General features: G+C 56.6%; 23 protein-coding genes and 2 pseudogenes. 10 read left to right on the forward strand and 15 right to left on the reverse strand.

Annotation, left to right across the window (positions count from 1 at the left end; translation table 11 throughout):
• The first annotated feature begins 138 nt into the window (after nt 1-138).
• Nucleotides 139-1,896: a D-lactate dehydrogenase gene (dld, locus tag FHN83_RS03525; RefSeq protein ID WP_139563239.1), complete on the forward strand. Its 1,758-nt coding sequence runs from the start codon at nt 139-141 to the stop codon at nt 1,894-1,896.
• A 103-nt stretch (nt 1,897-1,999) separates the two neighbouring features.
• Nucleotides 2,000-2,554: a GNAT family N-acetyltransferase gene (locus tag FHN83_RS03530; RefSeq protein WP_039031078.1), complete on the forward strand. Its 555-nt coding sequence runs from the start codon at nt 2,000-2,002 to the stop codon at nt 2,552-2,554.
• A gap of 86 nt (nt 2,555-2,640) precedes the next feature.
• Here FHN83_RS03530 and pbpG read toward each other — a convergent pair whose 3' ends face one another.
• Both pbpG and FHN83_RS03540 read right to left on the reverse strand, forming a co-directional pair.
• Complete coding sequence (pbpG, locus tag FHN83_RS03535) at nt 2,641-3,561, reverse strand: D-alanyl-D-alanine endopeptidase (protein WP_139563240.1); 921 nt, start codon at nt 3,559-3,561, stop codon at nt 2,641-2,643.
• 167 nt (nt 3,562-3,728) lie between these two features.
• Nucleotides 3,729-4,316: a Yip1 family protein gene (locus FHN83_RS03540; protein WP_039031076.1), complete on the reverse strand. Its 588-nt coding sequence runs from the start codon at nt 4,314-4,316 to the stop codon at nt 3,729-3,731.
• 150 nt (nt 4,317-4,466) lie between these two features.
• Here FHN83_RS03540 and FHN83_RS03545 point away from each other — a divergent pair, with 150 nt between their 5' ends.
• The gene (locus tag FHN83_RS03545) at nt 4,467-4,733 is read left to right on the forward strand and encodes a hypothetical protein (protein ID WP_139563241.1); all 267 of its coding nucleotides are present in this window, start codon (nt 4,467-4,469) and stop codon (nt 4,731-4,733) included.
• Between the two features lie 24 nt (nt 4,734-4,757).
• Entirely contained in the window at nt 4,758-5,318 is a 561-nt protein-coding gene (locus FHN83_RS03550) for a DedA family protein (RefSeq protein ID WP_039031074.1), read from the forward strand.
• 3 nt (nt 5,319-5,321) lie between these two features.
• Here the strand turns inward: FHN83_RS03550 and FHN83_RS03555 are convergent, their stop codons facing one another.
• The 6 genes and pseudogenes from FHN83_RS03555 to dusC form a co-directional block, all read right to left on the reverse strand.
• Nucleotides 5,322-6,095 carry an SDR family oxidoreductase gene (locus tag FHN83_RS03555; RefSeq protein ID WP_138369924.1) on the reverse strand — a complete coding sequence of 258 codons (774 nt, stop codon included), beginning with the start codon at nt 6,093-6,095 and terminating at the stop codon, nt 5,322-5,324.
• A gap of 55 nt (nt 6,096-6,150) precedes the next feature.
• Nucleotides 6,151-7,569: pseudogene (mdtQ, locus tag FHN83_RS03560) on the reverse strand (multidrug resistance outer membrane protein MdtQ).
• A 140-nt stretch (nt 7,570-7,709) separates the two neighbouring features.
• Nucleotides 7,710-9,104 carry a glycoside hydrolase family 1 protein gene (locus tag FHN83_RS03565; protein ID WP_139563242.1) on the reverse strand — a complete coding sequence of 465 codons (1,395 nt, stop codon included), beginning with the start codon at nt 9,102-9,104 and terminating at the stop codon, nt 7,710-7,712.
• A gap of 12 nt (nt 9,105-9,116) precedes the next feature.
• Nucleotides 9,117-11,087, reverse strand: a pseudogene (bglF, locus tag FHN83_RS03570) (PTS beta-glucoside transporter subunit IIABC).
• Between the two features lie 25 nt (nt 11,088-11,112).
• The gene (gene licT, locus FHN83_RS03575) at nt 11,113-11,946 is read right to left on the reverse strand and encodes a BglG family transcription antiterminator LicT (protein ID WP_139563244.1); all 834 of its coding nucleotides are present in this window, start codon (nt 11,944-11,946) and stop codon (nt 11,113-11,115) included.
• Nucleotides 11,947-12,100: 154 nt separating this feature from the next.
• Nucleotides 12,101-13,033, reverse strand: a complete 933-nt coding sequence (gene dusC / locus FHN83_RS03580; RefSeq protein ID WP_139563245.1) for a tRNA dihydrouridine(16) synthase DusC — start codon at nt 13,031-13,033, stop codon at nt 12,101-12,103.
• 233 nt (nt 13,034-13,266) lie between these two features.
• Between dusC and FHN83_RS03585 the strand changes: the two genes are divergently transcribed.
• The 6 genes from FHN83_RS03585 (at nt 13,267) to FHN83_RS03610 (ending at nt 18,155) form a co-directional block, all read left to right on the forward strand.
• Entirely contained in the window at nt 13,267-13,665 is a 399-nt protein-coding gene (locus FHN83_RS03585; protein WP_139563246.1) for a CidA/LrgA family protein, read from the forward strand.
• A complete protein-coding gene (locus FHN83_RS03590) occupies nt 13,662-14,357 on the forward strand; it encodes a CidB/LrgB family autolysis modulator (RefSeq protein WP_138369920.1) in 696 nt (231 codons plus the stop codon). Before FHN83_RS03585 ends, FHN83_RS03590 begins: the two co-directional genes overlap by 4 nt.
• Before the next feature lie 128 nt (nt 14,358-14,485).
• Nucleotides 14,486-15,370, forward strand: coding sequence for a cytidine deaminase (gene cdd / locus FHN83_RS03595; protein ID WP_139563247.1), 885 nt, complete (start codon nt 14,486-14,488; stop codon nt 15,368-15,370).
• A gap of 128 nt (nt 15,371-15,498) precedes the next feature.
• Entirely contained in the window at nt 15,499-16,212 is a 714-nt protein-coding gene (gene sanA, locus FHN83_RS03600; protein WP_039031064.1) for an outer membrane permeability protein SanA, read from the forward strand.
• A gap of 135 nt (nt 16,213-16,347) precedes the next feature.
• On the forward strand, nt 16,348-17,697 hold the full coding sequence (locus FHN83_RS03605) for a type II toxin-antitoxin system HipA family toxin (RefSeq protein ID WP_139563248.1): 1,350 nt from the start codon (nt 16,348-16,350) through the stop codon (nt 17,695-17,697).
• The gene (locus tag FHN83_RS03610) at nt 17,694-18,155 is read left to right on the forward strand and encodes a helix-turn-helix domain-containing protein (protein WP_139563249.1); all 462 of its coding nucleotides are present in this window, start codon (nt 17,694-17,696) and stop codon (nt 18,153-18,155) included. Before FHN83_RS03605 ends, FHN83_RS03610 begins: the two co-directional genes overlap by 4 nt.
• Before the next feature lie 40 nt (nt 18,156-18,195).
• Here FHN83_RS03610 and mglC read toward each other — a convergent pair whose 3' ends face one another.
• The 7 genes from mglC to FHN83_RS03645 all read right to left on the reverse strand — a co-directional run bounded on the left by mglC (nt 18,196) and on the right by FHN83_RS03645 (nt 26,376).
• Nucleotides 18,196-19,206 (reverse strand): galactose/methyl galactoside ABC transporter permease MglC, encoded by a 1,011-nt coding sequence (mglC, locus tag FHN83_RS03615; RefSeq protein ID WP_039031063.1) that lies wholly within the window; start codon nt 19,204-19,206, stop codon nt 18,196-18,198.
• Between the two features lie 15 nt (nt 19,207-19,221).
• Nucleotides 19,222-20,742 carry a galactose/methyl galactoside ABC transporter ATP-binding protein MglA gene (mglA, locus tag FHN83_RS03620; protein ID WP_139563250.1) on the reverse strand — a complete coding sequence of 507 codons (1,521 nt, stop codon included), beginning with the start codon at nt 20,740-20,742 and terminating at the stop codon, nt 19,222-19,224.
• Between the two features lie 71 nt (nt 20,743-20,813).
• Nucleotides 20,814-21,812 (reverse strand): galactose/glucose ABC transporter substrate-binding protein MglB, encoded by a 999-nt coding sequence (mglB, locus tag FHN83_RS03625; protein ID WP_139563251.1) that lies wholly within the window; start codon nt 21,810-21,812, stop codon nt 20,814-20,816.
• 291 nt (nt 21,813-22,103) lie between these two features.
• Nucleotides 22,104-23,126, reverse strand: coding sequence for an HTH-type transcriptional regulator GalS (gene galS / locus FHN83_RS03630; RefSeq protein ID WP_039031060.1), 1,023 nt, complete (start codon nt 23,124-23,126; stop codon nt 22,104-22,106).
• Nucleotides 23,127-23,281: 155 nt separating this feature from the next.
• Entirely contained in the window at nt 23,282-24,439 is a 1,158-nt protein-coding gene (gene yeiB / locus FHN83_RS03635; RefSeq protein WP_139563252.1) for a DUF418 domain-containing protein YeiB, read from the reverse strand.
• 17 nt (nt 24,440-24,456) lie between these two features.
• Entirely contained in the window at nt 24,457-25,125 is a 669-nt protein-coding gene (folE, locus tag FHN83_RS03640; protein WP_039031058.1) for a GTP cyclohydrolase I FolE, read from the reverse strand.
• A gap of 117 nt (nt 25,126-25,242) precedes the next feature.
• On the reverse strand, nt 25,243-26,376 hold the full coding sequence (locus tag FHN83_RS03645; RefSeq protein WP_139563253.1) for a YbfB/YjiJ family MFS transporter: 1,134 nt from the start codon (nt 26,374-26,376) through the stop codon (nt 25,243-25,245).
• Nucleotides 26,377-26,450 lie beyond the last annotated feature (74 nt).

The raw sequence follows: 26,450 nt of genomic DNA on the forward strand, positions 1-26,450 counted from the left end.
GAAAAGCGCAGTGTGCCATAAACCCTGTTAACGTTGCAGGGTTTATTCTCTGATTTTTCTGGCGAATAGTCGTTCGCATAAACATTAATCGCGCTATGATTTTCGACGACGCATTTGAATAACCACAAGGGGTGGACGATGTCTTCTGAACGACTGCACGATAACACCAACTTTATAAACGACCTGGCACGTCTGGTAGGTCATGCGCACCTGCTTACCGACGCCGCGAAAACTGCCCGCTACCGCAAGGGCTTTCGCTCCGGGCAAGGGGACGCGCTGGCGGTGGTGTTCCCGGGCACGCTGCTGGAACTGTGGCGGGTGCTCAGCGCCTGCGTCGAGGCTGACAAAATTATTCTGATGCAGGCGGCCAACACCGGCCTGACCGAAGGCTCCACGCCGAACGGCAACGATTACGATCGCGACATTGTGATTATCAGCACCCTGCGCCTCGACAAGCTGCATCTGCTGGATAAGGGCGAGCAGGTGCTGGCTTATCCAGGCACCACGCTCTATTCGCTGGAGAAGGCGCTGAAGCCGCTGGGCCGCGAGCCGCACTCGGTGATTGGCTCCTCCTGTATTGGCGCCTCGGTGATCGGCGGGATCTGCAACAACTCCGGCGGCTCGCTGGTGCAGCGCGGCCCGGCCTATACCGAAATGTCGCTCTTCGCCCGCATTGACGAACAGGGCAAGCTGACGCTGGTGAACCATCTGGGCATCGACCTGGGGGTGACGCCGGAGCAGATCCTCAGCAAGCTGGATGACGACCGCGTGAAAGAGAGCGACGTGCTGCACGACGGACGTCACGCCCACGATCATGATTACATCACCCGGGTGCGCGAGATTGATGCCGACACCCCGGCGCGCTACAACGCCGACCCGGATCGTCTGTTTGAATCCTCCGGCTGTGCCGGCAAGCTGGCGGTCTTCGCCGTGCGCCTGGACACCTTCCCGGCGGAGAAACGCCAGCAGGTGTTCTATATCGGCACCAACCAGCCGGACGTGCTGACCACCATCCGCCGCCATATTCTCGGGGAGTTCACCCATCTGCCGGTCGCCGGGGAATATATGCACCGGGATATCTACGACATTGCCGAGCGCTACGGCAAAGATACTTTCCTGATGATCGACAAGCTCGGCACCGACAAGATGCCCTTCTTCTTTACCATGAAGGGACGCACCGATGCGATGCTGGAGAAGGTGTCGCTGTTTAAACCTAACTTTACCGACCGCTTTATGCAGAAGCTGGGCAACGCCTTCCCGGCGCATCTGCCGCCGCGCATGAAGAGCTGGCGCGATAAGTACGAGCATCACCTGCTGCTGAAAATGGCGGGCGACGGCATTGCCGAAGCGCAGAGCTGGCTGGCGGAGTTCTTCAAAACCGCCGAGGGCGACTTCTTTGCCTGCACGCCGGAAGAAGGCAGCAAGGCCTTTTTACACCGCTTCGCCGCCGCCGGGGCCGCGATCCGCTATCAGGCGGTTCACGCCGACGAGGTGGAGGATATTCTGGCCCTGGATATCGCCCTGCGCCGCAACGATACCGAATGGTTTGAGCACTTGCCGCCGGAGATCGACAGCCAGCTGGTGCATAAGCTCTATTACGGCCACTTTATGTGCTACGTCTTCCATCAGGATTACATCGTCAAAAAAGGGGTCGATGCGCACGCCCTGAAGGCGCAGATGCTGGAGCTGCTGCAGGCGCGCGGGGCGCAATATCCGGCGGAACATAATGTGGGTCACATTTACGAAGCGCCGGAGGCATTAAAACAGTTTTATCGCGCTAACGACCCAACAAACAGCATGAACCCCGGCATCGGTAAAACAACCAAGCATAAAAACTGGGCAGGCGAACCGGAAACAGCGCGTGATGGCGCGCAAGCCACTGATCAAACCAGTTAGCCCTCGCGTGGGCGCTGTTATGCCCACATAAATAGGACTAGAGTAGCCTTACGTCGCCAGAGAAACATTTCTCTGGCTTTTTTTAACGAGGAGCGGGCAGACCATGTCGGCTGTTGAAACATTATCCGAAACTGACGTTGTGATACGCGATGCCGGGGCCGAGGATGCGCATGCCATTGCTGCCATCTACGCCTGGCATGTCCTTAACGGGCGCGCATCCTTTGAAGAAGTTCCCCCTACCGTCGACGAGATGCGGGATCGCATTAACGCGGTGACCAGCCAGGGTCTGCCGTGGCTGGTGGCGCTCTATCGCGGGATCGTGGTGGGTTACTGCTATGCCACCCACTATCGCGCTCGCCCCGCCTACCGCTATACCCTTGAAGAGTCGATTTACGTCGAGGCCAGCACCCCCGGGCGCGGTTTTGGCAGCGCGCTGCTGAGCGCCCTGATCGCCCGCAGCGAAGAGGGCCCGTGGCGGCAGATGATCGCCGTGGTGGGCGATGGGCCAAACAACGCCGGCTCGTTACGCCTGCATAAAAAGCACGGCTTTGAAGTGGCGGGACAGCTCAGAAGCGTGGGTTACAAGAAAGGTGACTGGCGCGATACGCTGATTTTGCAGCGTCCCCTCAACGACGGTGACTGGACGCTGCCGGAGTAGTTTTTGCCCGGCGGCGCTTCGCTTGCGCGGGCCTACGGGCTTTGTAGGCCGGGTAAGCGCAGCGCCACCCGGCAATTACAGACAGCTCAATCGTTCTGCGCGGTGGCCATTTGCGCGGCTTTCTGCTTTTTGTAGCTCAGGGCCGCGGCCGGAACCGGGGTGACTTTTCCGGTTTCAATCCAGGTACGCAGACGGCTGGCGTCGGCAAAGTGGGTATATTTGCCAAACGCATCCATCACCACCAGCGCGACCGGCTTGCCGTTAAAGACCGTCCGCATCACCAGACAGTGGCCCGCGGCGTTGGTAAAGCCGGTTTTGGTCAGCTGGATATTCCAGTTATCGCGGTAGACCAGGTGGTTGGTGTTACGAAACGGCAGGGTATAGGCCGGGTTCGAGAAGGTCGCCATCTCTTCACGGGTGGTGCTGAGCTGGCCGATCAGCGGATACTGCTTGCTGGCGATCAGCATCTTCGTCAGATCCTGCGCCGTCGAGACGTTATGGATCGACAGGCCGGTTGGCTCCACAAAGCGCGTCTGGGTCATCCCCAGTGCCTTCGCTTTGTCGTTCATGGCGCGGATAAAGGCGTCATAGCCGCCCGGATAGTGGTGCGCCAGGCTTGCGGCGGCGCGGTTTTCCGAGGACATCAGCGCCAGCAGCAGCATGTTTTTGCGGCTGATTTCGCTGTTCAGACGCACACGGGAGTAAATCCCTTTCATTTCCGGCGTCTGGCTGATGTCGACGCGCAGTTTTTCATCCAGCGGCAGCCGTGCATCCAGCACCACCATCGCCGTCATTAATTTGGTAATAGAAGCAATCGGGCGCACCAGATTCGGGTGGCTGGAGTAGATCACCTTGTTGGTTTCCAGATCGACGATCATGGCGCTACCGGAGGCAATCTCCGGCTGGGCCGCCGCAGCCACAGCGGCAGGTTTGGCGATCGCGGGGGTCGCCACTGGCACAGCCAGCAACAGTGCAAGACTCAGTAAAGAAACGCGGAATTTCAGCATGGTGAGATTTCGGATAATTATTCATGCACGTAATAACGTACGCCGCCCGGGCCGAAGCGAGAACACGGGCTGGCTAAGGCATCATAGCCGTCCGGATGCCTTGCTACCAGTAGTTAATCGTGAACAGATGCTGCATTGCTGGCATTTACGCCAGCAATGCAGTGACCTCAGAAGAGACGATATCCATAACCCCAAAGAATAACCGTCAGCGCCAGCAGCACTTCCAGCAGCAGCACGCCGATGGCGAGGGTCGAGCCGGAAAAACTGCGCCCCTCTTCTTTGTTGATACTCAGGAAGGTCGGAATGCCGATATAGAGCAAATAGCCGGTGTAACAGAGCGCAAGCGTCCCCACCAGCGCACACAGCCAGACGATCGGGTAGAGCGCCACAATCCCACTCAGAAACAGCGGGGTTGCCACGTAACCAGCGAATACCATGCAGTGTGTCAGCGATGGCCGTTGCGGATACCGGCGCGCCATCCAGTAAATCACCCGCCCCATTGCCGCCACGCCCGCCAGCATCAGGGCGTAAAACACCACGGCCAGCGCCAGGCCGGTCATCCACGAGAGTTTTACTACATTGCCGTCGTCAAAATCCCAGCCGATTTGCGTGGTACCAATAAACGCGCAAATCACCGGTACGGCGGCCATCAGCAGCACATGGTGGGTATAGTGATGACTGACCGTTTCGTTTTCGCTTCTGATCACGTGCATTTCACGATCGGGATGGGAAAAGAGTCCCCAGACATGGTTCATAACGCCCCCTTGTTGTCGGCCCGCTAGCGATAACTCAAGTATAATGCAGGCCTGAGATTATTTTTTATACAGCCTAAAAATGCAGCGACGGGTTCAGCGCTCTGGTATATTCATCCCTGCTAAACAGCAGCTTACGGGAGGGAATCTCAGATGGCGGAATTCATTTTTTTCAAAAAGGGAAATAGCGTCGCGGCGCTGGATAAAGCCGACGCGCAGGGCGCCAGGATGTTGATTGAACAGGGGTATATCAGGCAGTTTGAAGAGATTACCGCCCCTGATGGCCAGCACGCGCTGGCGCGCTTTGACGATATCAAAAAAGAAGAAGAGTTAGGCCCGTTTGTCTGGGCGACAGGCGCCCTGTTTTGCGGGCTCATCGTCCCCGTTATTGGTTTAATCGGCTGGTTGTTATTACGTTAACGTTTCCTGCGCTACGCTTAACGTATGGATATCAATACTCTCATTGCACAGTATGGCTATGCCGCGCTGGTTATCGGCAGCATAGCGGAAGGCGAAACCATCACCCTGCTGGGTGGCGTGGCGGCGCATCAGGGATTGCTTCGCTTTCCTCTGGTGGTAGCCGCGGTGGCACTGGGCGGCATGATCGGCGACCAGCTTCTTTACCTGATTGGGGTGCGGTTTGGTCCGACGATCCTGCGACGCTTTTCCCGCCATCAGAAGAAAATCGACCGCGCTCAGCAGTTGATTCAGCGCCACCCCTATCTTTTCGTCATCGGCACCCGCTTTATGTACGGCTTTCGCATCATCGGCCCGCTGCTGATCGGTGCCAGCCGCCTGCCGCCGAAAATCTTCCTGCCGCTGAACATTGTAGGGGCCATCGTCTGGGCGCTGATTTTCACCACTCTGGGCTATGTGGGCGGTGAAGTGCTGGAGCCGTGGCTGCACGCCCTGGACCAGCACCTGCGCCACTGGATCTGGCTTATTGTGGTGCTGGTGCTGGTCTTCGCGGTGCGCTGGTGGCTGAAACGCCGGGATCGCCGCTAAAAATTACTGCTCCGGTTTAAACTGCGGATTGCCCAGCATAAAGCCGCCGTCGACGATAAACGACTGACCGGTGGCGTAGCTGGCATCAGAGTCACACAGCCAGGCGACCAGGCTGGCGATCTCTTTGGTATGTCCCGGCCTTGCCAGAGGAATGTTTGGCATGGAGCCAGGCTCGACCTCGCTGTCGTCCATGTTGTTCATCGGCGTGGCGATAGCCCCCGGCGCCACGGCGTTCACCAGAATATTGTGATGCACCAGCTCCATCGCCATCGACTTGGTCAGGCCGCCGAGGGCGTGTTTGGCTGAGGTGTAGGCGCTGGCCTCCGGCAGCGGGGTATGCTCATGCACCGAGGTGATGTTGACGATACGTCCGCCCTCCCCCTGCTTCACCATCTGACGGGCGGCGATCTGCGAGCAGAGAAACGCCCCGTCCACGTCGACGCTAAAAATCGACCGCCACTGGTCATACTCCATATCGAGAAACGCCGCTTTGGTCATCGCCCCGGCGTTATTGACCAGCACGTCGATACGCCCGAAGCGTTCAATCAGCGTCTCGATGGCTTTCGCTCCGTCCGGCAGCTGGCTGAGATCGAGCTGAATGGCCTCTGCCCGCTGCCCCCGGGCCTCGATCTCACGACAGGTTTTCATCGCCCCTTCTTCGTCCGAGTGCCAGGTCACGCCAATATCAAACCCACGCTCCGCCAGCATCAGCGCCGTGGTTTTGCCGATCCCCGAATCCGATGCCGTTACAATAGCTACACGATTGGTTGAACCCATACTCACCTCCGGAATAATAAAAGACAAAGAGATAAGTATAGTTACTTCTCATTTTCTACCCGTGGTGATAGCCGCCGCCCAGGGCGGAGGTGAGCTGCAGGGTGGCGTCAACGTACTGCCCCTGCAGGGTCAGCCCGGCCACCTGCTCCTGCAGGGCGGGAATTCTGGCTTCGCTGACCCGCGCGCCAGCGACGATCCCGGCGTTGAAACGCGCCTGCGCCAGGGCCACCATCCGCGCGGCATCGGCTTCCACGCGCTGCTGGTGTCTGTTTTTCGCCATCAGCGTTTCCACCTCGCTGGCGCTGCGGGCTACCTGATTGACCGCCTCCACCACCGCTTTGTTGTAGTTCGCGATCGACAGGTTGCTTTGCGCCTGGGCGATATCGAGGTTGGCGTTCAGGCGTCCGCTGTCGAAAATCGGCAGGGTCAGACCGGCGGTGACGCCCATCTGCTGCGCCGAGGAGCGGAACAGATCGCTTAAGTGCAGTGCGTCCTGTTGCAGAAACGCCATTAAATTTACGTCGGGATAAAACGCCGCTTTCGCCGCGTCCACCTCGCGCAGCGAGGCCTCGATGTACCAGTGCGCCTCCTGTAAATCAGGACGGCGGGCCAGTAATTCATAGCCCAGGGTGGAAGGCAGGTGGCTCTCTACCGCAGGCAAGGCATGCGGGGTCAGCTTCACCGTCGGGGCATTAGTGAGCGCCTCCAGACGCGCTTCGATGGCTTTCATCTTTCCGTTCACCTCCGCCAGCCGCTCATCGGTTTTGCTGGCGTTGATGTCGGTTTCGACCCCTTCCACGGAAGAGGTAATGCCATGCTGGTACAGCTCGCGGTCGGTGCCAACAATCGCCAGCTGTTCCTGCTTAATGGTGGTTAACACATGCCCGATGGCCGCCTCGGTCTGCCACTCCCAGTACAGGCGCGCCACGCTGCTGGCCAGCAGCTGGCGGGTCTGTTCCAGCTCCGCCTGTTGCGCGTTGACCTTGCCGATGCGGGATTCAACCTGAGCGCGGTTTTTGCCCCACAGATCCAGATCCCAGCCCGCGGTTAAGCCGAAGGTGCCGTTGGTGTACCAGGGGCCGGTGGTTCCGGCTGCCGGATCGGTTATCGCAAAGGGCCCCATCAGCCCTTCGGCGGACATTTTCTGCCGCTCGGCATCGGCGGAAAAATCCACTTCCGGACCATCGGCGGCCATCGCCATTCTGGCCTGGGCTTCGGCAAGGGCAATGCGCTGACGGGCAATATTCATATCCGGCGCATCGGCCAGCGCTCTGATGATAAGGCTGGTGAGTTCGGGATCGTGAAAATCTTCCCACCAGCTGTTTTATGGCCACTGACCGGCAGTGAGCCCGGTGTCAATTTTCGCGGCAGGGATCTGTTGAGGCAGCGACGCCGCCGTATCGTGGCCGGGCGCACAGGCAACCAGAAGAAGAGAGAGAGGCAGGCAGCAGAAATAAAAACTCGAACGTTTCATCACGTTATTCACCCAAAAAAGAAGGCTGCAAAATACGCCCGCTTCGTCTCCTTTTTTTAGGAATGGGTGGCAATGCACAATTTGTCATACCTTTACATATCCGGCAAAGGTGCCCGGCATAGCGCCGGGCCCTTGCGTGATTACGCTTTCAGCGAAGCGCCGTTGGTCGCAATCACCTCCTGATACCAGTAAAAACTCTTCTTACGGCTGCGCGCCAGAGTACCTGCGCCGCTGTCGTCACGATCGACATAGATAAAACCGTAGCGTTTGGAGAGCTCGGCTTTGGAGGCGCTCACCAGGTCAATCGGCCCCCAGCTGGTGTAGCCCATCACCTCCACCCCGTCGTCGATGGCCTCACGCACCTGCACCAGGTGGTCGTTGAGGTAGCTGATGCGGTAATCATCCTGCACCACGCCGTCGGCGTCCGGCTTGTCTTTGGCGCCCAGACCGTTCTCGACAATAAACAGCGGCTTCTGATAGCGATCCCAGAGCACGTTCAGCAGGGTGCGCAGGCCGACCGGGTCAATCTGCCAGCCCCACTCAGAGCTTGCCAGGTGCGGGTTCGGCACCATATTCAGAATATTGGCGCGCGCCTGCTGGTTCAGCGCTTCATCGGTGGTCACACAGCCGGTCATGTAGTAGCTGAAGGAGATAAAGTCGATGGTCGATTTCAGCGCCTCGCGATCGGCGTCGGTAATGTCGAGCTCAATGCCGTTATCGCGGAAGAAACGCAGCATATAGCCCGGATACGCCCCGCGGCACTGCACGTCGCCGAAGAACTGCCAGGCACGGTTTTCCTGCAAAGCTTCCAGCACATCGTCCGGCTTGCAGGTCAGTGGATAGACCAGGCCACCCAGTAGCATGTTGCCGATTTTCGCGTCCGGAATGACCTCGTGGCAGGCCTTCACCGCGCTCGCGCTCGCCACCAGCTGATGGTGGATCGCCTGATACACTTCCGCCTTGCTGCTGGTTTCCGGCAGGCCAACGCCGGTCATCGGCGCGTGCAGAGACATGTTGATCTCGTTGAAGGTGAGCCACAGCTTCACCTTATCCTGATAGCGGGTGAAGACGGTGCGGGCATAATGTTCGAAGAAGCCAATCACCCGGCGGCTGCCCCAGCCGCCGTACTGTTTCACCAGCCCCCACGGCATCTCGTAGTGTGAGAGGGTCACCAGCGGCGTGATGTTGTGCGCCGCCAGCCCGTCAAACAGCTGATCGTAGAAGGCCAGCCCGGCTTCGTTGGGCTGCAGCTCGTCGCCGTTCGGGAAGATACGCGTCCAGGCAATGGAGACGCGCAGGCAGCTGAAGCCCATCTCGGCGAACAGCTGGATGTCCTCGGGGTAGCGATGATAAAAATCGATGGCCATATCCTTAATGCCGCTGTCGCCCGCCACGCGCTCCACCACCGGGCCAAAGACCCCCTGGGGCTGAACGTCAGAGGTAGAGAGACCTTTACCGTCCTCCAGATAAGCGCCTTCAACCTGATTCGCGGCAACCGCGCCGCCCCATAAGAAATTATCCGGGAACGTTTTCATTCTCTTCTCCTGTTATTGATGGCTGACGCACAGCAGCGGCGCACCGGCCTGGACAGCGGTTGCTGCCACGGTAACGACCTCGCTGTAGTCGTCGCTGTTACTGATAATAATGGGTGTCGCCAGATCGTATCCGGCATCGATAATGGCCTGGCGATCGAACTCCAGCAGCAGATCGCCCGGCTGCACTTTGTCCCCCACCTTCACGTGGGCGGTAAACGGCTTGCCGTCGAGCTTCACGGTGTCGATCCCGACGTGGATCAGCACTTCGATGCCGCTGTCGCTCAGCAGGCCGATGGCATGTTTAGTGGCAAACAGCGAGGCAACCTCCCCGGCAAAGGGGGCGATGACCTTGTTGTCGGCGGGAATAATCGCCGCGCCCTGTCCGAGCAGGCCGCTGGCGAAGGTGGCGTCCGGCACCTGGTCCAGCGCCAGCACGCTACCGTTCATCGGTGACAGGACATCGTTTTCACCCGCGGTGACGGCGACCGGCGTCGCTTCTGCCGCGCGGCGCGGCATCCCGGCGACCATCGTCAGCACGCAGCTCAGCACCAGCGCGACCAGTAATCCGAGAACGCCGCCCCACAGGGTGGCATTCACGCCGCCAGGCGGGATCATCTGCGCAATGGTGAAGATATTGCCAAAACCGAAGGAGTAGACGTGCGAATCGCTGAAGCCGACAATCGCCCCACCGATGGCCCCGGCGACGCAGCCAAAGATAAACGGACGGCGCAGCGGCAGGTTGACGCCATAGACCGCGGGTTCGGTAATGCCGAAGATCCCCGCCGTCACCGAAGAGCCCGCCAGCATCTTCTGCCGGGCATCACGGGTGCGCAGGAATACCCCCAGCGCCGCCCCGACCTGGCCGAATACGGCAGGCAGCAGCATCGGCAGCATGGAGTCGTGCCCCAGCACCGCCAGGTTGTTGATCATCAGCGGCACCAACCCCCAGTGCAGACCGAAGATAACGCAGACCTGCCACAGTGCACCCATCGCCGCGCCAGCCAGCCAGGGCGCCAGCGCGTAAACCCACTGATAGCCGTTGGCCAGCATCTGGCTCAGCAAGGTGGCCACCGGGCCAATCGCCAGGAAGGTAAGCGGCACCGTCACCCCCAGGCAGATCAGCGGCGTGAAGAAGTTTTTCATTGCCGACGGCAGGCGTTTTGCGCTCTGTTTTTCCAGCCAGCAGCTGACCCACGCCGCGAGAATGATCGGAATGACCGATGAGCTGTAATTAAACCAGGTCACCGGAATGGACAGGAAGGCGTCGCCAGCCGCCCCGGCCTGCTGGCTGGCCTCAAAGGCCTGAATCATCACCGGATGGACCAGCGCCCCACCAATCACCATCGTGATAAACGGGTTGCCGCCAAACTTTTTCCCGGCGGTGTAGCCCAGCACCAGCGGGAAGAAGAAGAACAGCGCATCGCTGGCGGCAAACCAGATTTTGTAAGTGCCGCTGTCGGTAGCCAGCCAGCCGCAGACCACCGCCAGCGCCAGCAGCCCTTTCAGGATACCGGAGGCAGCCAGGATGCCGATAAACGGGGTAAAAATGCCAGACACAATGTCGATCAGCTGGTTCAGGGGGTTGCCCTTCTCCCCTGAGCTATCCCCCACCGGCGTCTCGTCACTGAGGCCCGCTTCGCTGCGCACCGCCTGCCAGACATCGTGGACGTGGTTGCCGATCACCACCTGGAATTGCCCGCCGCTCTCCACCACCATGATCACGCCCGGGTTTTGCTTTAGCCCTTCGGCGTTCGCACGCAGTGGCTCTTTCAGTTTGAAACGCAGCCGGGTCGCGCAATGAACCAGGCTGACGATGTTCTCTTTGCCGCCCACGTGGGCGAGAATATCCTTCGCCAGTGCTTGATATTCCATCTCTTTATCCTTCTTCACTGCCCGCAGGCAGGGTTTGACAGAGTCCTGAAAATAAAAAAACCCGAGAACGACTCCCTTTCGGGAGCCGCGCTCAGGTTTTGCCTGCGTTATGCAGTAATAATCCAGTTGTGGGGACTTAGCGCCCCTCTTTTCTCACGCGCTCAATATGAATGGTGAGAAACATAATCTCTTCGGTGGTCAGCTCGCGCTGATAACTCTTTTGCAGATGCCGGGCTATTTTCTCGGCACAGCCCCACGCCTTCGCGTAGTTGTCCTTTACCGCCGAATGCAGCGACGCGTCGTCATCGGCCACCACCGTGCGGGTCAGCATCCGCTGGGCAAAAAACTTCAGATGGGTGACGAAGCGCTGATAGCTTAGCGACTCTTCGTCATACTCCAGCTGCAGGCTGTACTTCACCAGCTGCAGGATCTCCTGCATTACCCGGGTGACATGCATCACTTCCGGCATCTCGCTGTGCAGCTGGGCGGTGACCAGATGCAGGGCAATGAATCCGGCTTCATCTTCATCCAGCTGTACCTCCAGCCGTTTCGCGATGATCGCCCGGGCCTCCTGGCCCAGCTCAAACTCTTTCGGGTAGAGCCGCTTTATCTCCCACAGCAGGACGTTTTTGATCGCCAGTCCCTTTTTCTGCCGCTCAATGGCAAAGTAGCAGTGGTCGGTTAAGGTGATATACAGACTCTCCTGCAGTTTGCCCAGCCGCTGCGTCGCCAGCCCGATAATGCGGTCGCAGGTGGTCATCACCTCAAGCGGGATCTGGCTGAGTAACTCCCCCAGCCGATGCACCAGCTCGTCACTTTGCAGGGCAAACACTTTCTCGATGTTCTCTTTCGGGACCACGTCGCCGATGCGTTTCTGAAAGGCCAGCCCACGGCCCATCACCACCTGTTCGCGCCCCTGTTCATCCAGAACAACCACCACATTGTTATTCAGTATTTTGGCGATTTTCATTCCATGCCCCAGAAACAAAAAAACCTGACCTCCGGCAGAAGCCAGAAAATCAGGTTTTGCCTGCCGCAGCAGTAACAATCCAGTTAACGCACTTTATCAGTTTCGTTCTGAGCCACAATGCGCCCCGCTAAAAAACGTGACGCAGATCGAACTGTTACTTCGCCTGGATCACCCGGGCGATATCCGCCGAGGTTTGCAGGGTGCGAATCTCCTGGAACAGATCCAGGGCTTCGTCGTATTCTTTGCGCAGGTAGCTCAGCCACTGCTTGATGCGCGCCACGTGATACAGGCCGGTGTCGCCCTGCTTTTCGAGGCGGGAGTATTTCTTTAGCAGGGTTACAACGTCCGGCCACGGCATGCGCGGCTCGTCGTATTTAATCACCCGGCTGAGGTTAGGCACGTTCAGCGCCCCGCGCCCGATCATAATGGCATCGCAGCCGGTTGCCGCCATGCACGCCAGGGCGCTCTCGCGATCCCAGATTTCACCGTTCGCCACCACCGGGATGGTCAGACGTTTGCGGATCTCGCCGATGGCCTGCCAGTTGATGCGTTCAGCTTTGTAGCCATCTTCTTTGGTGCGCCCGTGCACCACCAACTCGGTGGCTCCCGCCTGCTGCACGGCGTCGGCAATTTCAAACTGCCTGTCGCCGCTGTCCCAGCCGAGGCGCACCTTCACCGTCACCGGCAGATGCGAGGGCACCGCTTCGCGCATCGCTTTTGCGCCACGGTAGATAAGCTCAGGATCTTTGAGCAGCGTGGCCCCACCGCCGCTGCCGTTAACCATTTTCGACGGGCAGCCGCAGTTGAGATCCACGCCCCAGGAGCCCAGCTCGACGGCGCGGGCGGCGTTTTCCGCCAGCCACTCGGGGTACTGGCCTAATAGCTGGACGCGCACCAGCGTACCGGAGGCGGTGCGGCTCTGGCGATGCAGCTCCGGGCAGAGTCTGTAAAACGATTTTACCGGCAACAACATATCCACCACCCGCAGGAACTCGGTGATGCAGAGATCATAATCGTTAACGTCGGTCAGCAGCTCGCGCACCAGCGAATCGAGCACGCCTTCCATCGGTGCCAGTAATACACGCATATCAGTACCCGTAAAAAAAGACGCGCTATGGTATCTGCTCTGTGTAACGGTGGAAAGCCCTGTTTCGGGGCTCGCGGAACCAGACTGATTTATAATGTTTTTACCCCTGTTCCCGGGGGAATGCCCAGGGTTCCGGATGGGAATGTCTGGTATGCTCAAAAGTCATGATGTGATCCGTAGCACGTTTCCGGTTTTAATTGTATGATGAATGCGTTTCATCAAGGGCTTTCACCATGAATAAATCTCTGATAGTCGTCTGGCAGTACCTGCGCGCGTTCGTCCTGATATATGCCTGCCTGTACGCAGGTATTTTTCTCGCCTCCCTGCTGCCAATCACCATCCCCGGCAGCATTATTGGCATGTTGATCCTGTTTGTGCTGCTTGCGCTGCAAATCCTCCCGGCAAACTGGGTTAAGCCCGGCTGTTCGGTGCTGATCCGCTATATGGCGCTGCTGTTCGTCCCCATCGGCGTGGGCGTGATGCAGTATTACGATCTGCTGAGCGCGCAGTTCGGTTCGATATTCGTCTCCTGCACTATCAGCACCCTGGTGGTGTTTTTAGTGGTCAGCTGGAGCACGCATCTTGCGCACGGAGAACGTAACGTGGTTGGGCAGAAAGGACAGAAAAAATGATGGCTAATATCTGGTGGTCCCTGCCGCTTACCATTGCGGTCTTCTTCGCCGCCCGCAAGCTGGCGGTGCGCCTGAAGTTCCCCCTTCTCAACCCGCTGCTGGTGGCGATGGTGGTGATCATTCCTTTCCTGCTGCTAACCGGCATTCCCTACGCGAAATATTTCCAGGGCAGCAAGGTGCTCAACGACCTGCTCCAGCCTGCGGTGGTGGCGCTGGCGTTTCCGCTGTACGAACAACTGCACCAGATCCGCGCCCGCTGGAAATCAATTATTACCATCTGCCTGGCCGGCAGCGTGGTGGCAATGATCACCGGCACCTCAGTGGCGCTGCTGATGGGCGCAACGCCGGAAATTGCGGCCTCCATTCTGCCGAAATCGGTCACCACCCCAATCGCGATGGCGGTGGGCGGCAGCCTCGGCGGCATTCCGGCGATCAGCGCCGTGTGCGTGATTTATGTCGGTATTCTGGGTGCGGTATTAGGCCATACGCTGCTGAATGCCATGCGCATTCGCACCAAATCGGCCCGCGGTCTGGCGATGGGCACCGCCTCACACGCCCTCGGCACCGCCCGCTGTGCGGAGCTGGATTATCAGGAAGGAGCGTTCAGTTCTCTGGCGCTGGTGATCTGCGGGATTTTGACCTCGCTGATCGCGCCGTTCCTGTTCCCGATTATTCTGGCGGTAGTGGGCTAAAATTTGCGACGTGTCGCGCATTTTTCATTTGAGTTTCATAAGTTGCACACATAATGAGATCTAAATCACATATAAAGCCCCAACGGCTCCGTACACTACCGATCCATTAACCTTTATGAGACATCGCCATGCATCCACGTTTTCAATCAGCTTTCGCTCAGCTTGCAGAGAATTTGCAGTCAGCCCTGGCCCCGATTCTGGCGGATGCACACTTCCCCGCCCTGCTGACGGCTACACAGGTCGCCGGGCTGAAACGTGCTACGGAGCTGGATGATGACGCGCTGGCCTTTGCTCTTCTGCCGCTGGCGGCGTCCTGCGCCCGTGCTGACCTTTCGCATTTCAACGTGGGTGCCATTGCCCGCGGCGTGAGCGGCACCTGGTACTTCGGCGGCAATATGGAGTTTCTCGGCGCCACCATGCAGCAGACCGTTCACGCTGAACAGAGCGCCATCAGCCACGCCTGGCTGCGCGGTGAAAAAGCCCTGCAGGCAATCACCGTCAACTACACCCCGTGCGGCCACTGCCGTCAGTTTATGAACGAACTCAACAGCGGTTTGGAGCTGCGTATCAACCTGCCGGGTCGCGCCCCGCATACGCTGGCGGATTACCTGCCGGATGCGTTCGGACCGAAAGATCTCGAGATTAAATCCCTGCTGATGGATGATCAGGACCACGGTTACGCCGTAAGCGGAGACGAACTGGCGCAGGCCGCCATTCTTGCCGCCAACAAGGCGCACGCGCCGTACAGTAACTCCCCGAGCGGCGTGGCGCTGGAGTGCCGTGACGGGCGTATCTTTACCGGCAGCTATGCGGAAAACGCCGCCTTTAACCCGACGCTGCCCCCGTTGCAGGGTGCGCTGAACCTGCTCAGCCTGAACGGTTACGACTACCCGGATATCCAGCGCGCCATTCTGGCGGAAAAAGCCGATGCGCCGCTGATCCAGTGGGATGCTACCGCAGCCACGCTGCGCGCCCTGGGTTGTACCAGTATCGATCGCGTACTGCTGGCGTAAGTCTCTGATGCGGGCAGCAATGCCCGCTCAACTGATGAAAATCCCCCCAATTAAACCGCCGTTTCTTGCGCTTACCAGACGGGTAAAGTAGCCTGAGTGAAATTTCACCTTTGGTAAGAGTCATCTGTATGTTAAAGCGCGTGTTTTACAGCCTGGTTGTCCTGATCGGCATCGTGCTGTTGACTGCGCTTGGCCTCGACCGCTGGATGAGCTGGAAAACGGCTCCTTATATCTTCGATGACCTTCAGGATCTGCCCTACCGTCAGGTCGGCGTGGTGCTCGGTACCGCCAAGTATTACCGCACCGGGGTGATCAACCAGTATTACCGGTACCGCATTCAGGGGGCGCTCAACGCTTATAACAGCGGCAAAGTTAATTATCTGCTGCTGAGCGGCGATAACGCGCTCCAGAGCTATAACGAGCCGGTCACCATGCGCAAGGATTTGATTGCCGCAGGCGTTGACCCGGCCGATATCGTGCTCGACTACGCCGGTTTCCGGACCCTCGATTCTATTGTCCGCACCCGTAAGGTCTTTGATACCAACGATTTCATCATCATCACCCAGCGTTTCCACTGCGAGCGTGCGCTGTTTATCGCCCTGCATATGGGCATTCAGGCGCAGTGCTATGCGGTTCCGTCACCGAAAGACATGCTCACCGTCCGGGTACGCGAATTTGGCGCTCGCCTGGGGGCGCTGGCGGATCTCTATGTCTTCAAACGTGAACCACGATTCCTGGGCCCGCTGGTGCCGATCCCGGCAATGACGGAAGTTCCGGCCGATGCCCAGGGCTATCCGGCGGTAACGCCTGACCAGCTGCTGGAAATGCAGAAGAAAAAATAACCCTCCACGTTTAATGTGTTACATAGCACACGTTAAATCTTCTCACCTTCACTCATGAGTAACTTAAGTTACATTAACTGGAAAATTGCTGGTTAATGCGTAATATTTTACTCATCCGTGAAAGTGGAGATGATTATGGAGTCATTAACAATACAGGCGTGGCTGGACAGTGAATGGCAAGATATTGCGATTGTCACTTTCCCTTATAGTGATAATGACGACTGGCGAACCACAGAGGAAAACTATCTCTCTGATTATGCTATAGATTTCCTCGACAACGACGATCGTCATGCCGTCTCCCTGAATTATCCTGTCTCCCTGTACTTTGACGATGGGGGTAAACCCGGCTGGCTGAGATTCCTGGATGACATCATCCCAAGCGGCGCAAGTCGTTGTTACTGGGTGAACTACCTCGACATTAACGATCTGCCCGTGGGCCAGCAAAATTTTATCCTGCTGAAATATGGCACGATGTCTCCTGTGGGTAACCTTCGCATCAAAGAATCCGTTCCCGATTACTATCCGCAGGCAGAGACGCACTATTTTACGGTAGAGGATGTGATTAACCGCGCCGCCGATTTTCTCGATTATGCTCAGGAAAGGGGTGCGGCTGCTGGTGGGGCAACGGGTGCTGGCGGAGAGGCGCCAAAATTATTGTTACGGTGCAGCCAGGAACAACGGATCTGGATAGATACCTGGCAAAACAGCCCTGATAATCAGGACAGTTATTATCTGGTTAAGTACCCCCGGGGTGCGAGAAATGAAATCGACTACAATATATTACGCGCTGAATTTCATTATTATCATGAACTGACCGCCATGGGGTTCAGCACCATCCCCATTGAAGGGATGAAGCTAGCAGAGGGTCGAAGCTACCCTTCTTTATGGTTGCCCCGATTTGATATCGCCAGAAGCGCGCAGGGAGAGCTCATCAAGCTGGGGATGGAGTCCGTCTATTCCATGTTGCAAAAGGGCCCGGGCGTTACGCTCGATCATGAAACGACGATTCGCACATTAATCGACAAAATTACCCGCAGTAATATGTGTCGCGTGCAGGGATATGATTTCGATATCCCCGCCTTTGTCATCGAATGGGTTCGCCGGGACCTGCTGAATATCGTGTTCGCCAACAGTGACAATCACGGTCGAAATACCGCTTTTATCAAAACGGAAAATGCCATTTATCTGGCTCCGATATACGATTTTGCCCCCTTGAAAGCAGACCCGGAAGGGATCCCACGCTCAACGAAATGGTCATTACCTTACGAATCAGGCGGTGAATACGATTTCACCGGCATCGCTCAGGCGTTGTCTGATTTAGTTCCTGCCCCGCAACTGATCGCGGCATTAAGAGAAACATCAGCGCAGCTTGTTGGACTTAAAGCCCGCCTGCAGGAAAGAGGTGTGCCAGAACAGATCCTCGAGATGTCCGCCACAGGCTTTAACTTTATTGCCGATAAACTGACGCGCTGGAAATTGCTATGAAACCTTCTGATAAGAAACAGTCAGACCTGAGTGCCACGCTGGCAAATCTTCGCAGCCGCAATCAGCGCCTCCCCTCTTCTACTATTCCTGAAGAGAGTGAAGCGAATTTAACAGGATCAGGCAGTCAACGATTTTCACCCACTAAACCCAGGGTCAACACGCTGGATCGTAAATCGGTGATGCATGCCATTATTCTGGATCTGTTGCTGGGGAAGATAACGCAAGGCCAGGCACTGAAGCGACTCAGGCTGGAGGTTCTGGGGCTGCGGCAGGATGATTATGCTCGTCTGGTAAAGGTGGCGCGTAAGACATTATCAGAAGTGGAAAATGATAAAGGCAATTTTTCTGTGGAGATGATTAATAAGGTTTTTAAACCGTTCGGACTGGAAACCGGGCTGGTACCCACCTCAAAATCACTTCTCGTGTCACTGTTAGGCAATGAACCACTGCAAGCATAAAAAAACCCGCTCGTGAGCGGGTTTTTCAGCGACAGGATAATTACTTCTTACGCGCGTACTTCAGGGAGTCCAGCGCAACGGCGAAGATAATGATCGCGCCTTTGATGATGTACTGCCAGTAAGGGTTCACGCCGATGTAGGTCAGGCCGTAGTTGATAACGGTGAAGATGATCACACCGGTTACCACACCCAGCACGGTACCCACACCACCGCTGAACGACACGCCACCTACCACGCAGGCGGCAATCGCATCCAGCTCATACATAAAGCCGAGGTTGTTGGTGGCGGAGCCGATACGACCCGCTTCCAGCAGACCACCGAAGGCGTAGAACACGCCGGACAGGGCATAGATAACCAGCAGGTTCAGCGCAACGTTAACACCGGAGACTTTCGCCGCTTCCGGGTTACCACCGATAGCGAAGATGTTCTTACCGAAGCGGGTTTTGTTCCACAGGATCCAGACGAACGCCACCGCAATCAGCGCGTAGAAGGTGATATAGGACAAGCGGAAGCTGCCCATCGCGATAAAGCCCTGCGTGAAGGTCGAGAAGCCGCTGTCGAAACCGGAAATCGGCGATGCGCCCACGAAGTCGTAATACAGGGAGTTGATGCCGTAAACGATGATCATCGTGCCGAGAGTCGTAATGAACGGCGTAACGTTCAGGTACGCGATGATGATGCCGTTAATCAGGCCAATGATGGCACCGATGGCGCAGACAATCAGGATCACCAGGAAAATTGGCATGGTTGCCATTTCCGGGAACACCTTGTTGGCGTTTTCCATCGACTGCAGGAGCGTTGCCGCGACCACCGCCGCCAGACCAACCTGACGACCGGCTGACAGGTCAGTACCCTGGGTGACGATCAGACCCGCCACGCCCAGGGCGATAATAATACGCACCGAAGACTGGGTCAGAATGTTACTTAAGTTCAGCAGACTTAAGAAGGTCGGGTCCTGGAAAATAATAATGGCCAGTAAAACTAAAAGAACAACGTAAATACCGCCTTCTTTCAGATAAGTAAGAAAACTTTTCTTATTTAACGCACTCATGAGGAGCCCCTGATCTTAAAGGTGCAAAGACGCAAGACGCAAAATTTCGTTTTGCGTTGTCGTTTTGGTGTCAACAATTCCGGCAACGAGACCATTGCTCATAACCAGAATACGATCTGTGATCCCTAACAATTCCGGCATTTCGGAAGAAATAATAATAATCCCTTTATCTTTCTTGGCTAATTCAGCAATCAGCTGATAGATTTCAAATTTTGCACCTACGTCGATACCGCGGGTAGGTTCATCCAGCATCAGAATTTCAGGCTGGGTTAACAACCAGCGTCCAATAATAACCTTCTGCTGGTTACCACCGGAGAGCGAGCCAATTTGCGTGCGATGTCCTGGGGTTTTTACGCGCATGGAGTCAATTACCCACTGGGTATCGCTCTTCATGCGGGAATTATCCAGCAGACCGATTTTGTTTTTGTAATTATGAATATTCGAAATTAAGGAGTTAAAGTTAATATCCAGATAGGCATAAATACCGGTCGAGCGGCGCTCTTCCGTTACCAGCGCAAAGCCGTGGTTAATGGCTTCGTTGGCGTTGTGGTTATTAATCTTTTTCCCGTGCAGGGTGATGGTCCCGCCCGATTTCTCGCGAATACCAAACAGCGTTTCGACGATATCGGTACGCTTGGCGCCCACCAGACCGGCAATCCCGAGGATCTCCCCTTTATGCAGATCGAAGGAGATATCGCGGATTGAAGGCTGGCGCAACGACGTGAGGTTGCGGACTTCCAGAATCACTTCGCCCGGCTTGTTCTCTTTGTTCGGGAAACGCTGGTTCAGGGAGCGGCCAACCATCATGGCGATGATCTTGTCCATGTCCAGCCCTTCCAGCGGCTGGGTGGCAATCCACTGGCCGTCGCGCAGGACCGTGATCTCATCGCACAGCTGGAAGATCTCTTCCATTTTGTGGGAGATATAAACGATGCCGCAACCGCGATCTTTCAGCTTACGGATAATGGTGAACAGATGGTTCACCTCTTTCTCCGTTAACGAAGAGGTTGGCTCATCCATAATAACGATTTTGGCGTTATAGGAGAAAGCCTTGGCGATTTCGATCATCTGCATCTGTGAAACAGATAAGGTACCGACGCGCGCGCGCGGATCGATATCAATATCCAGTTCATCAAAAATAGCTTTGGTGTCGCGATACATTTTGTCCTGATCGACAAATACGCCTTTGGTCGGATAACGACCCAGCCACATATTGTCCATAACAGAACGCTGAAGTACCAGGTTAAGCTCCTGGTGAACCATCGAAATACCGTTTTCCAGTGCCTCTTTGGCGGAATGGAAATCGATCTCTTTCCCCTGAAAAAGAATGCTGCCAGAATCTTTTTGATAGATCCCAAATAAGCATTTCAATAACGTTGATTTACCCGCACCGTTCTCCCCCATTAATGCATGAATGGAGTGAGGCCGTACTTTTAAATTAACATTATCCAGTGCTTTAACACCGGGAAAAGACTTGTTGATACCGCTCATTTCCAACAAGAATCCACCGGACGACTGAGTCGTTGTGCTGACCATAATTATACCTTCTCGGCCTCGCGTCGCGTGATAAAAGGGCGCAGAAACTGCGCCCAGTGGAATGCAATAACTTATTTACCGGTGAACTGCGCCAGGTTTTCCTGATCTACGCCAACGTACGGTACGCGAACAACTTTATTCTCGATTTTCCAGTTAGTACCGTCAGCAGCGCCTTTGCCTTCTGCCAGGTTTTTCGCCAGATCGAAGGTGGCTTTCGCCTGGTTGTTAGCATCGTTCAGCACGGTACCGGCCATTGCGCCAGATTTAACCAGAGCCAGCGCTTCAGGCAGGGCATCCACACCAAATACCGGGATAGAAGATTTGTTATGTGCTTTCAGTGCTTCTACCGCACCCATTGCCATCGCATCGTTGTTTGCGATAACCACTTCAATTTTGTTAGCGTTAGGACCGGACAGCCATGCGTCCATCTTGTCTTTCGCCTGAGCGGTATCCCACATTGCGGTATCTAATGCCAGCTGCTGGGTTTTCAGACCCTTCTCGTTCAGCTCTTTGATAACGTAGGTGGTACGTGCTTCAGCGTCCGGGTGGCCCGGTTCGCCTTTCAGCAGTACGAACTGAACCTGACCATCTTTGTTCAGATCCCAGTTCGGGTTAGCCGCCCAGTGTTTAGCAATCAGGTCGCCCTGAATAATGCCGGATTCTTTGGAGTCGGTACCGACGTAGAACGCTTTGTCGTAGCTATCCAGCGCTTTACGGGAAGGTTCTTTGTTGAAGAATACCACAGGCACGTTCTGACCACGTGCTTTCTCGATAACGGTACCTGCAGCAGCCGGGTCAACCAGGTTGATTGCCAGTGCTTTCACGCCTTTCGCCAGCAGAACGTCGATCTGGTCGTTCTGTTTGGACTGGTCATTCTGGGAGTCATTCATCAGCAGCTGAACGTCTGGCGCACCTTTGCCTTCTTTCTCGATTGCCTTACGCACAACAGACATAAAGTTGTCGTCATACTTATAGATAGTCACACCAATACGGCTATCTGCAGCGTGCGCGGCGGCACCGAAAAACATGCTTGCCATAAGAGCAGACAGAGTCAACACCTTCTTATTCATGATATCTCCGATTTTTATGCAGGGTAGTTCGTGTGAATAAGGCTCGGCGGGCACATGTTAAAGAAACGTTGCTGCCGGCCGAAGTCCACTTATAAAATTTCTATCTTCCTTGGTCGGTAACGCTCCAGAATGCGTTTTTTTGGTTGTTTAACGTACCTTGGCTATAGTCAAAGTGATTAATCACCGTTACATAGCGTTTCAGTTGCTAAAACGCTGACATCATAGACAGCGCATTGTTAAGTTACTGTGAATTTACTCACAAATTGAAAACGGTTACATCACGACGAATTATTAGTTAGTGATCGGCACCACAATTTGCCGTATGGCAACCGAGTGGCGACGCACTAAAGTCGGCATGAAACAGTGTGTTGCATTGATATCCAGCTTGCCGGCAGCCCCCTGTAACGCCAGCTCCGTGGCCAGGCGCGCCATAGAGGCGATCGGGTAGCGAACCGTCGTCAGCTGAGGGTCCGTGTAACGGGCAATCGGGATATCATCGAAACCAATCAATGACAGATGCTGTGGCACCGCAATGCCGTTATCTTTCAGCGCGGTGAGCGCCCCCGCGGCCATACTGTCGTTATAGGCAAAGACGGCGGTCAGCTGCAGGTTACGCCCGAGCAGTTCCACCATCGCCGCTTCCCCGCCCTGCATGTCCGGCGCGCCGGTACCGATCCAGCTTTCCGATGCCGTAATGCCCTGTTCCAGCATGGCTTTCTGCCAGCCTTCCCGGCGCATGTCGTCATCCTCAATGCGGTGGCTGGAGGCCAGATAGCCGATGCGCTGATGGCCGTTGTTCATCAGCATCCGCGTCGCCATCATCGCGCCGCTGACGTTATCAAGGCAGACGCAGCGATGGGCGTAGCCAGGGACGATTCGGTTAATCAGTACCATGCCGGGGATCTGCTCCATCAGCGCGGAAAGCTCTTCATCGCTTAACGCTTTTGAGTGCACAATCAGGGCGTTACAGCGCTGGCGAATCAACACCTCAATGGCGTTACGCTCTTTTTCCGCCTCGTGATAGCTGTTGCCGATCAGCACGTATTTATTGTGCTCCTGGGCGACCATATCCACGGCTTTCACCAGCGCGCCAAAGAATGCATCCGACACATCCATCACCACTACGCCGATGGTGTCGCTGACCTGCGTTGCCAGCGCCTGGGCGTTCGCGTTTGGCCGGTAGCCCAGCGCCGTGACGGCTTTCATCACGCACTCCCGTGTCTCCGGACTGACCAGCGCGCTATTGTTAAGAACCCGGGAAACGGTGGCGACAGAAACGCCCGCCTGACGCGCGACGTCACGAATGGTGATCATATTCACCACCCTTATTTAGATTGCAGCAACTCACAGACACCCCCTGTGTTTAGCAAGGTGACTATTCTGGCAGCGAGAAGAGGAGGACTACGTGAAGAAGGTCACAAGGATGAAAACGGTTACATCCGTTTTGTTAATGATTGTGATCCAGATCGTTATCCGGATGTATTACTTGATGAAACCCCTGACGCACGTGCTGTCAATTGTCGCCACAGCCACTCCAGCGGCCCCTGACGGAAATGACGCAGCCAGAGAACCGAGAAACTAATATTCACCAGCCAGATGGGCAGAACAAAGCCGAGCAGCTGCAGGCGATCGAATTTCATAAATAAGCCGAGGTGATAGAACAGCGTGGTGCAGATCAGCGTCTGTAAAATATAGTTGCTCAGCGCCATGCGACCGACGCAGGCCACCGCCCCCACCAGCCTGAAACGGCAGAGCTGCGGCCAGTAACCGTACATCAGCGCGGCATAGCCAATGGTCTGGAACGGGGCGCTCAGCTCGCGCGGCGCCTGCAGCAGGAAGGCGCACCAGCGATAATCCCAGCCCACAGACCACTGGGCGATCACCGCCGGAAGGTTGATAGCCAGCCCCACCAGCACCAGCCACATCCCGGTACGCCGGTAATGGCGCTGGCTGAACTCGCCCTTCAGCCAGCCGGTTCGCATCAGCGCAGCGCCGATCAGCATCATGCCTGCCAGCTGCCAGCCATACTGCGCCCCGAGGGCCAGCAGCGTATTTCCGATCATATCCGCCCGGTTGCTGATGGCCTCCATACCGCCGCCCACCTTCCAGTACTGCTCATACTGCAGATTGGCCGCATCCGGCACCCAGGAGCGATTGGTCGAGCCGCCGGAGATAACGCCCAGCAGCAGCAAAATGGCCACGCCGATAAGGAACAGCACAACGCCGGTATTGAAGAGATTTTTGACATCATGGGCGTCGCGGATGATGCGCCAGCAGATCAGCCCCACCAGTCCGTAGGCCAGCAGAATGTCGCCATCCCAGAACAGCAGCCCATGAATAAAGCCAAACAGCACCAGCAGGGAGAGCCGGGCCTGGATCCAGCGTTTACCACGTTTCAGTAATAGCTGAAGGCCTGCCCCGAACAGTAGCGCAAACAGGGTGAGGAATTTGACCTGAGCGAAGAGATCCAGCATAGCCCATGTCCAGGCGTCGCTGAGGGTGATATCGCCATACCAGGCGGGATTGAGGTAAGCGGCTTTCGGCAAACCGAAGCCGCTTATATTCAGCAGCAGGATACCCAGAATAGCGACGCCACGAACGAAATCCAGCGTGACATTTCTTTCCATGTACCCTGCCCTGACGATCAGTTGTGGTGACGTACGGCGCGCAGGAACTCCTGGCGGGTATTCTGGCTCGATTTGAACAGACCGCCCAGCGAGGTGGTGGTGGTGGCGCTGGTCGCATCACGAATACCGCGCGCTTTCACGCAGTAATGCACCGCATCAATCGATACCGCCACGTTGTTAGTGCCAAGCAGCGTTTGCAGCGCGATAAGGATCTGCTGGGTTAAACGCTCCTGCACCTGCGGACGCTGAGCAAAGAACTGCACGATACGGTTAATCTTCGACAGACCAATCACCGCATCTTTCGGGATGTAGGCCACGGTCGCTTTACCGTCGATAGTCACGAAATGGTGTTCACAGGTGCTGGTCAGGGTGATATCACGCACGGTCACCATCTCATCGACCTTCATCTTGTTTTCGATGACGGTGATTTTCGGGAAGTTAGCGTAATCCAGCCCGGAGAAAATCTCATCGACATACATTTTGGCGATGCGACGCGGGGTCTCCATCAGACTGTCATCACTCAAATCGAGATTGAGCAGCTGCATGATTTCGGTCATGTGTCCGGAAATAAGACGTTTACGCGTTTCGTTGTCCAGATCCTGAACCGGTGGACGCAGCGGGGTTTCGAGACCGTGTGCGACCAGCGCTTCGTGGACGAGTGCTGCTTCTTTACTCATTGATGACATTCTTTTCTCCTGCAGGTGCGGTGCTCTTCTGCCCTCCGTGGGGCAAAATGTGCACTCATTGTGCGTGAGGCGGCGAGCATAATCCAGTATTCACCGCGATAATTATTCCAATTGCCGTTACCTTTCAACCTGACGCTGCCAGACCAGTCCGCCCGCAATAAACAATGCGATACCGGCAAGGCCCAGCACGGGCTCAAGCTGATGGGTAAGCCAGCTCGACAGTGCCGAGGTCATCGGGCCAATCAGCTGCCCGACCGCATAGCCGGTGGTGAGTAAACCGGCCATGTAACGCGTATGATTCGGCGCCAGCTCGCGCCCGTAGAGTAACGAGAGCTGCACCGCACACAAAAATCCGCCACCGACCAGCAGTGCACCGGTCACCAGACCGGCCATACCCGGCATCAGCCAGGCGGCAATCACCCCCACCGCCTGCAACCAGAGCACCACCGCCAGCCGACGATGGCTGGTAGAGACGTGGCGCAGAGCGATACTCAGGGCAATCCCCAGCATCGAGGCAAACCCGAACACCGGCCAGACAAACTGGGCAAAGGCGCTACCGGGAAAGCGCAACGCCGCCATTTGCGACAGAAACGTCGCCGGGAGAATGTAACCAAACCCGGCGAGGCTGTAGCTCCAGACCAGACGACGCAAATCCCGGGTCAGGGTCAGCGGCTCCGGCGTGGTGCCCGGGCGATGCAGATGCCCGGTACGCGGCAGGTAACGCGCCACCAGCGCGACGAGCACCAGCGCCAGCAGGCCGTAAATTTGCCAGGCGGCGCTGGCCGACAGCGCCTGGGCCTGGATCCACACCGCCAGCAGACCGCTTATCGCAATGCCCGCCCCTGGCCCGGCAAACACCGCGGCACTCAGGCCCGGCTTGCCGAAATGGGCCAGCCGTTCGTTGGTCCAGGCGGCGATAAGCACCATCGACCAGCCGCTCATGCAGCCAATCACAAAGCGCAGCAGGCCATGAACAATGGCGTTATCCGCCACGGCGGAAAGCAACGTCAGCGCCACCGCCCCCGTTATGCCCAGCCATAAACGCCCTTCGACAAACCGGTGCGCGCGCATGGCATCCCACGCCCCCACCAGATAGCCGAGATAGTTCATCGCCGCCACCAGCCCGGCGCTGGTCAGGGTGAGCTCGCCTGCCGCAATCATCAGCGGCACCTGCGGGGTAAAGGCAAAGCGCCCTATTCCCATCGCCACCACCAGAACCACAAATCCGCTGAGCGCGATACGCAGCGCCATGACCACTCCAGTTGTTAAAGTTTCGTAAATTCATGATGCAGGATATGACGTCAATGCGGAAGTGAAAGTTACTC

The organism is Leclercia adecarboxylata, assembly GCF_006171285.1.
GTDB classification, from domain to species: Bacteria; Pseudomonadota; Gammaproteobacteria; order Enterobacterales; family Enterobacteriaceae; genus Enterobacter; species Enterobacter barmai.

Coding starts and splice junctions, on each gene's coding strand:
- mglC (WP_039031063.1), bottom strand. CDS start 19,206: ATGAGTGCGTTAAATAAGAAAAGTTTTCTTACTTATCTGAAAGAAGGC.
- FHN83_RS03565 (WP_139563242.1), bottom strand. CDS start 9,104: ATGAAAACGTTCCCGGATAATTTCTTATGGGGCGGCGCGGTTGCCGCG.
- sanA (WP_039031064.1), top strand. CDS start 15,499: ATGTTAAAGCGCGTGTTTTACAGCCTGGTTGTCCTGATCGGCATCGTG.
- FHN83_RS03610 (WP_139563249.1), top strand. CDS start 17,694: ATGAAACCTTCTGATAAGAAACAGTCAGACCTGAGTGCCACGCTGGCA.
- galS (WP_039031060.1), bottom strand. CDS start 23,126: ATGATCACCATTCGTGACGTCGCGCGTCAGGCGGGCGTTTCTGTCGCC.
- dld (WP_139563239.1), top strand. CDS start 139: ATGTCTTCTGAACGACTGCACGATAACACCAACTTTATAAACGACCTG.
- FHN83_RS03590 (WP_138369920.1), top strand. CDS start 13,662: ATGATGGCTAATATCTGGTGGTCCCTGCCGCTTACCATTGCGGTCTTC.
- folE (WP_039031058.1), bottom strand. CDS start 25,125: ATGTCATCAATGAGTAAAGAAGCAGCACTCGTCCACGAAGCGCTGGTC.
- mglB (WP_139563251.1), bottom strand. CDS start 21,812: ATGAATAAGAAGGTGTTGACTCTGTCTGCTCTTATGGCAAGCATGTTT.
- FHN83_RS03545 (WP_139563241.1), top strand. CDS start 4,467: ATGGCGGAATTCATTTTTTTCAAAAAGGGAAATAGCGTCGCGGCGCTG.
- dusC (WP_139563245.1), bottom strand. CDS start 13,033: ATGCGTGTATTACTGGCACCGATGGAAGGCGTGCTCGATTCGCTGGTG.
- pbpG (WP_139563240.1), bottom strand. CDS start 3,561: ATGCTGAAATTCCGCGTTTCTTTACTGAGTCTTGCACTGTTGCTGGCT.
- yeiB (WP_139563252.1), bottom strand. CDS start 24,439: ATGGAAAGAAATGTCACGCTGGATTTCGTTCGTGGCGTCGCTATTCTG.
- licT (WP_139563244.1), bottom strand. CDS start 11,946: ATGAAAATCGCCAAAATACTGAATAACAATGTGGTGGTTGTTCTGGAT.
- mglA (WP_139563250.1), bottom strand. CDS start 20,742: ATGGTCAGCACAACGACTCAGTCGTCCGGTGGATTCTTGTTGGAAATG.
- FHN83_RS03645 (WP_139563253.1), bottom strand. CDS start 26,376: ATGGCGCTGCGTATCGCGCTCAGCGGATTTGTGGTTCTGGTGGTGGCG.
- cdd (WP_139563247.1), top strand. CDS start 14,486: ATGCATCCACGTTTTCAATCAGCTTTCGCTCAGCTTGCAGAGAATTTG.
- FHN83_RS03605 (WP_139563248.1), top strand. CDS start 16,348: ATGGAGTCATTAACAATACAGGCGTGGCTGGACAGTGAATGGCAAGAT.
- FHN83_RS03550 (WP_039031074.1), top strand. CDS start 4,758: ATGGATATCAATACTCTCATTGCACAGTATGGCTATGCCGCGCTGGTT.
- FHN83_RS03530 (WP_039031078.1), top strand. CDS start 2,000: ATGTCGGCTGTTGAAACATTATCCGAAACTGACGTTGTGATACGCGAT.
- FHN83_RS03540 (WP_039031076.1), bottom strand. CDS start 4,316: ATGAACCATGTCTGGGGACTCTTTTCCCATCCCGATCGTGAAATGCAC.
- FHN83_RS03585 (WP_139563246.1), top strand. CDS start 13,267: ATGAATAAATCTCTGATAGTCGTCTGGCAGTACCTGCGCGCGTTCGTC.
- FHN83_RS03555 (WP_138369924.1), bottom strand. CDS start 6,095: ATGGGTTCAACCAATCGTGTAGCTATTGTAACGGCATCGGATTCGGGG.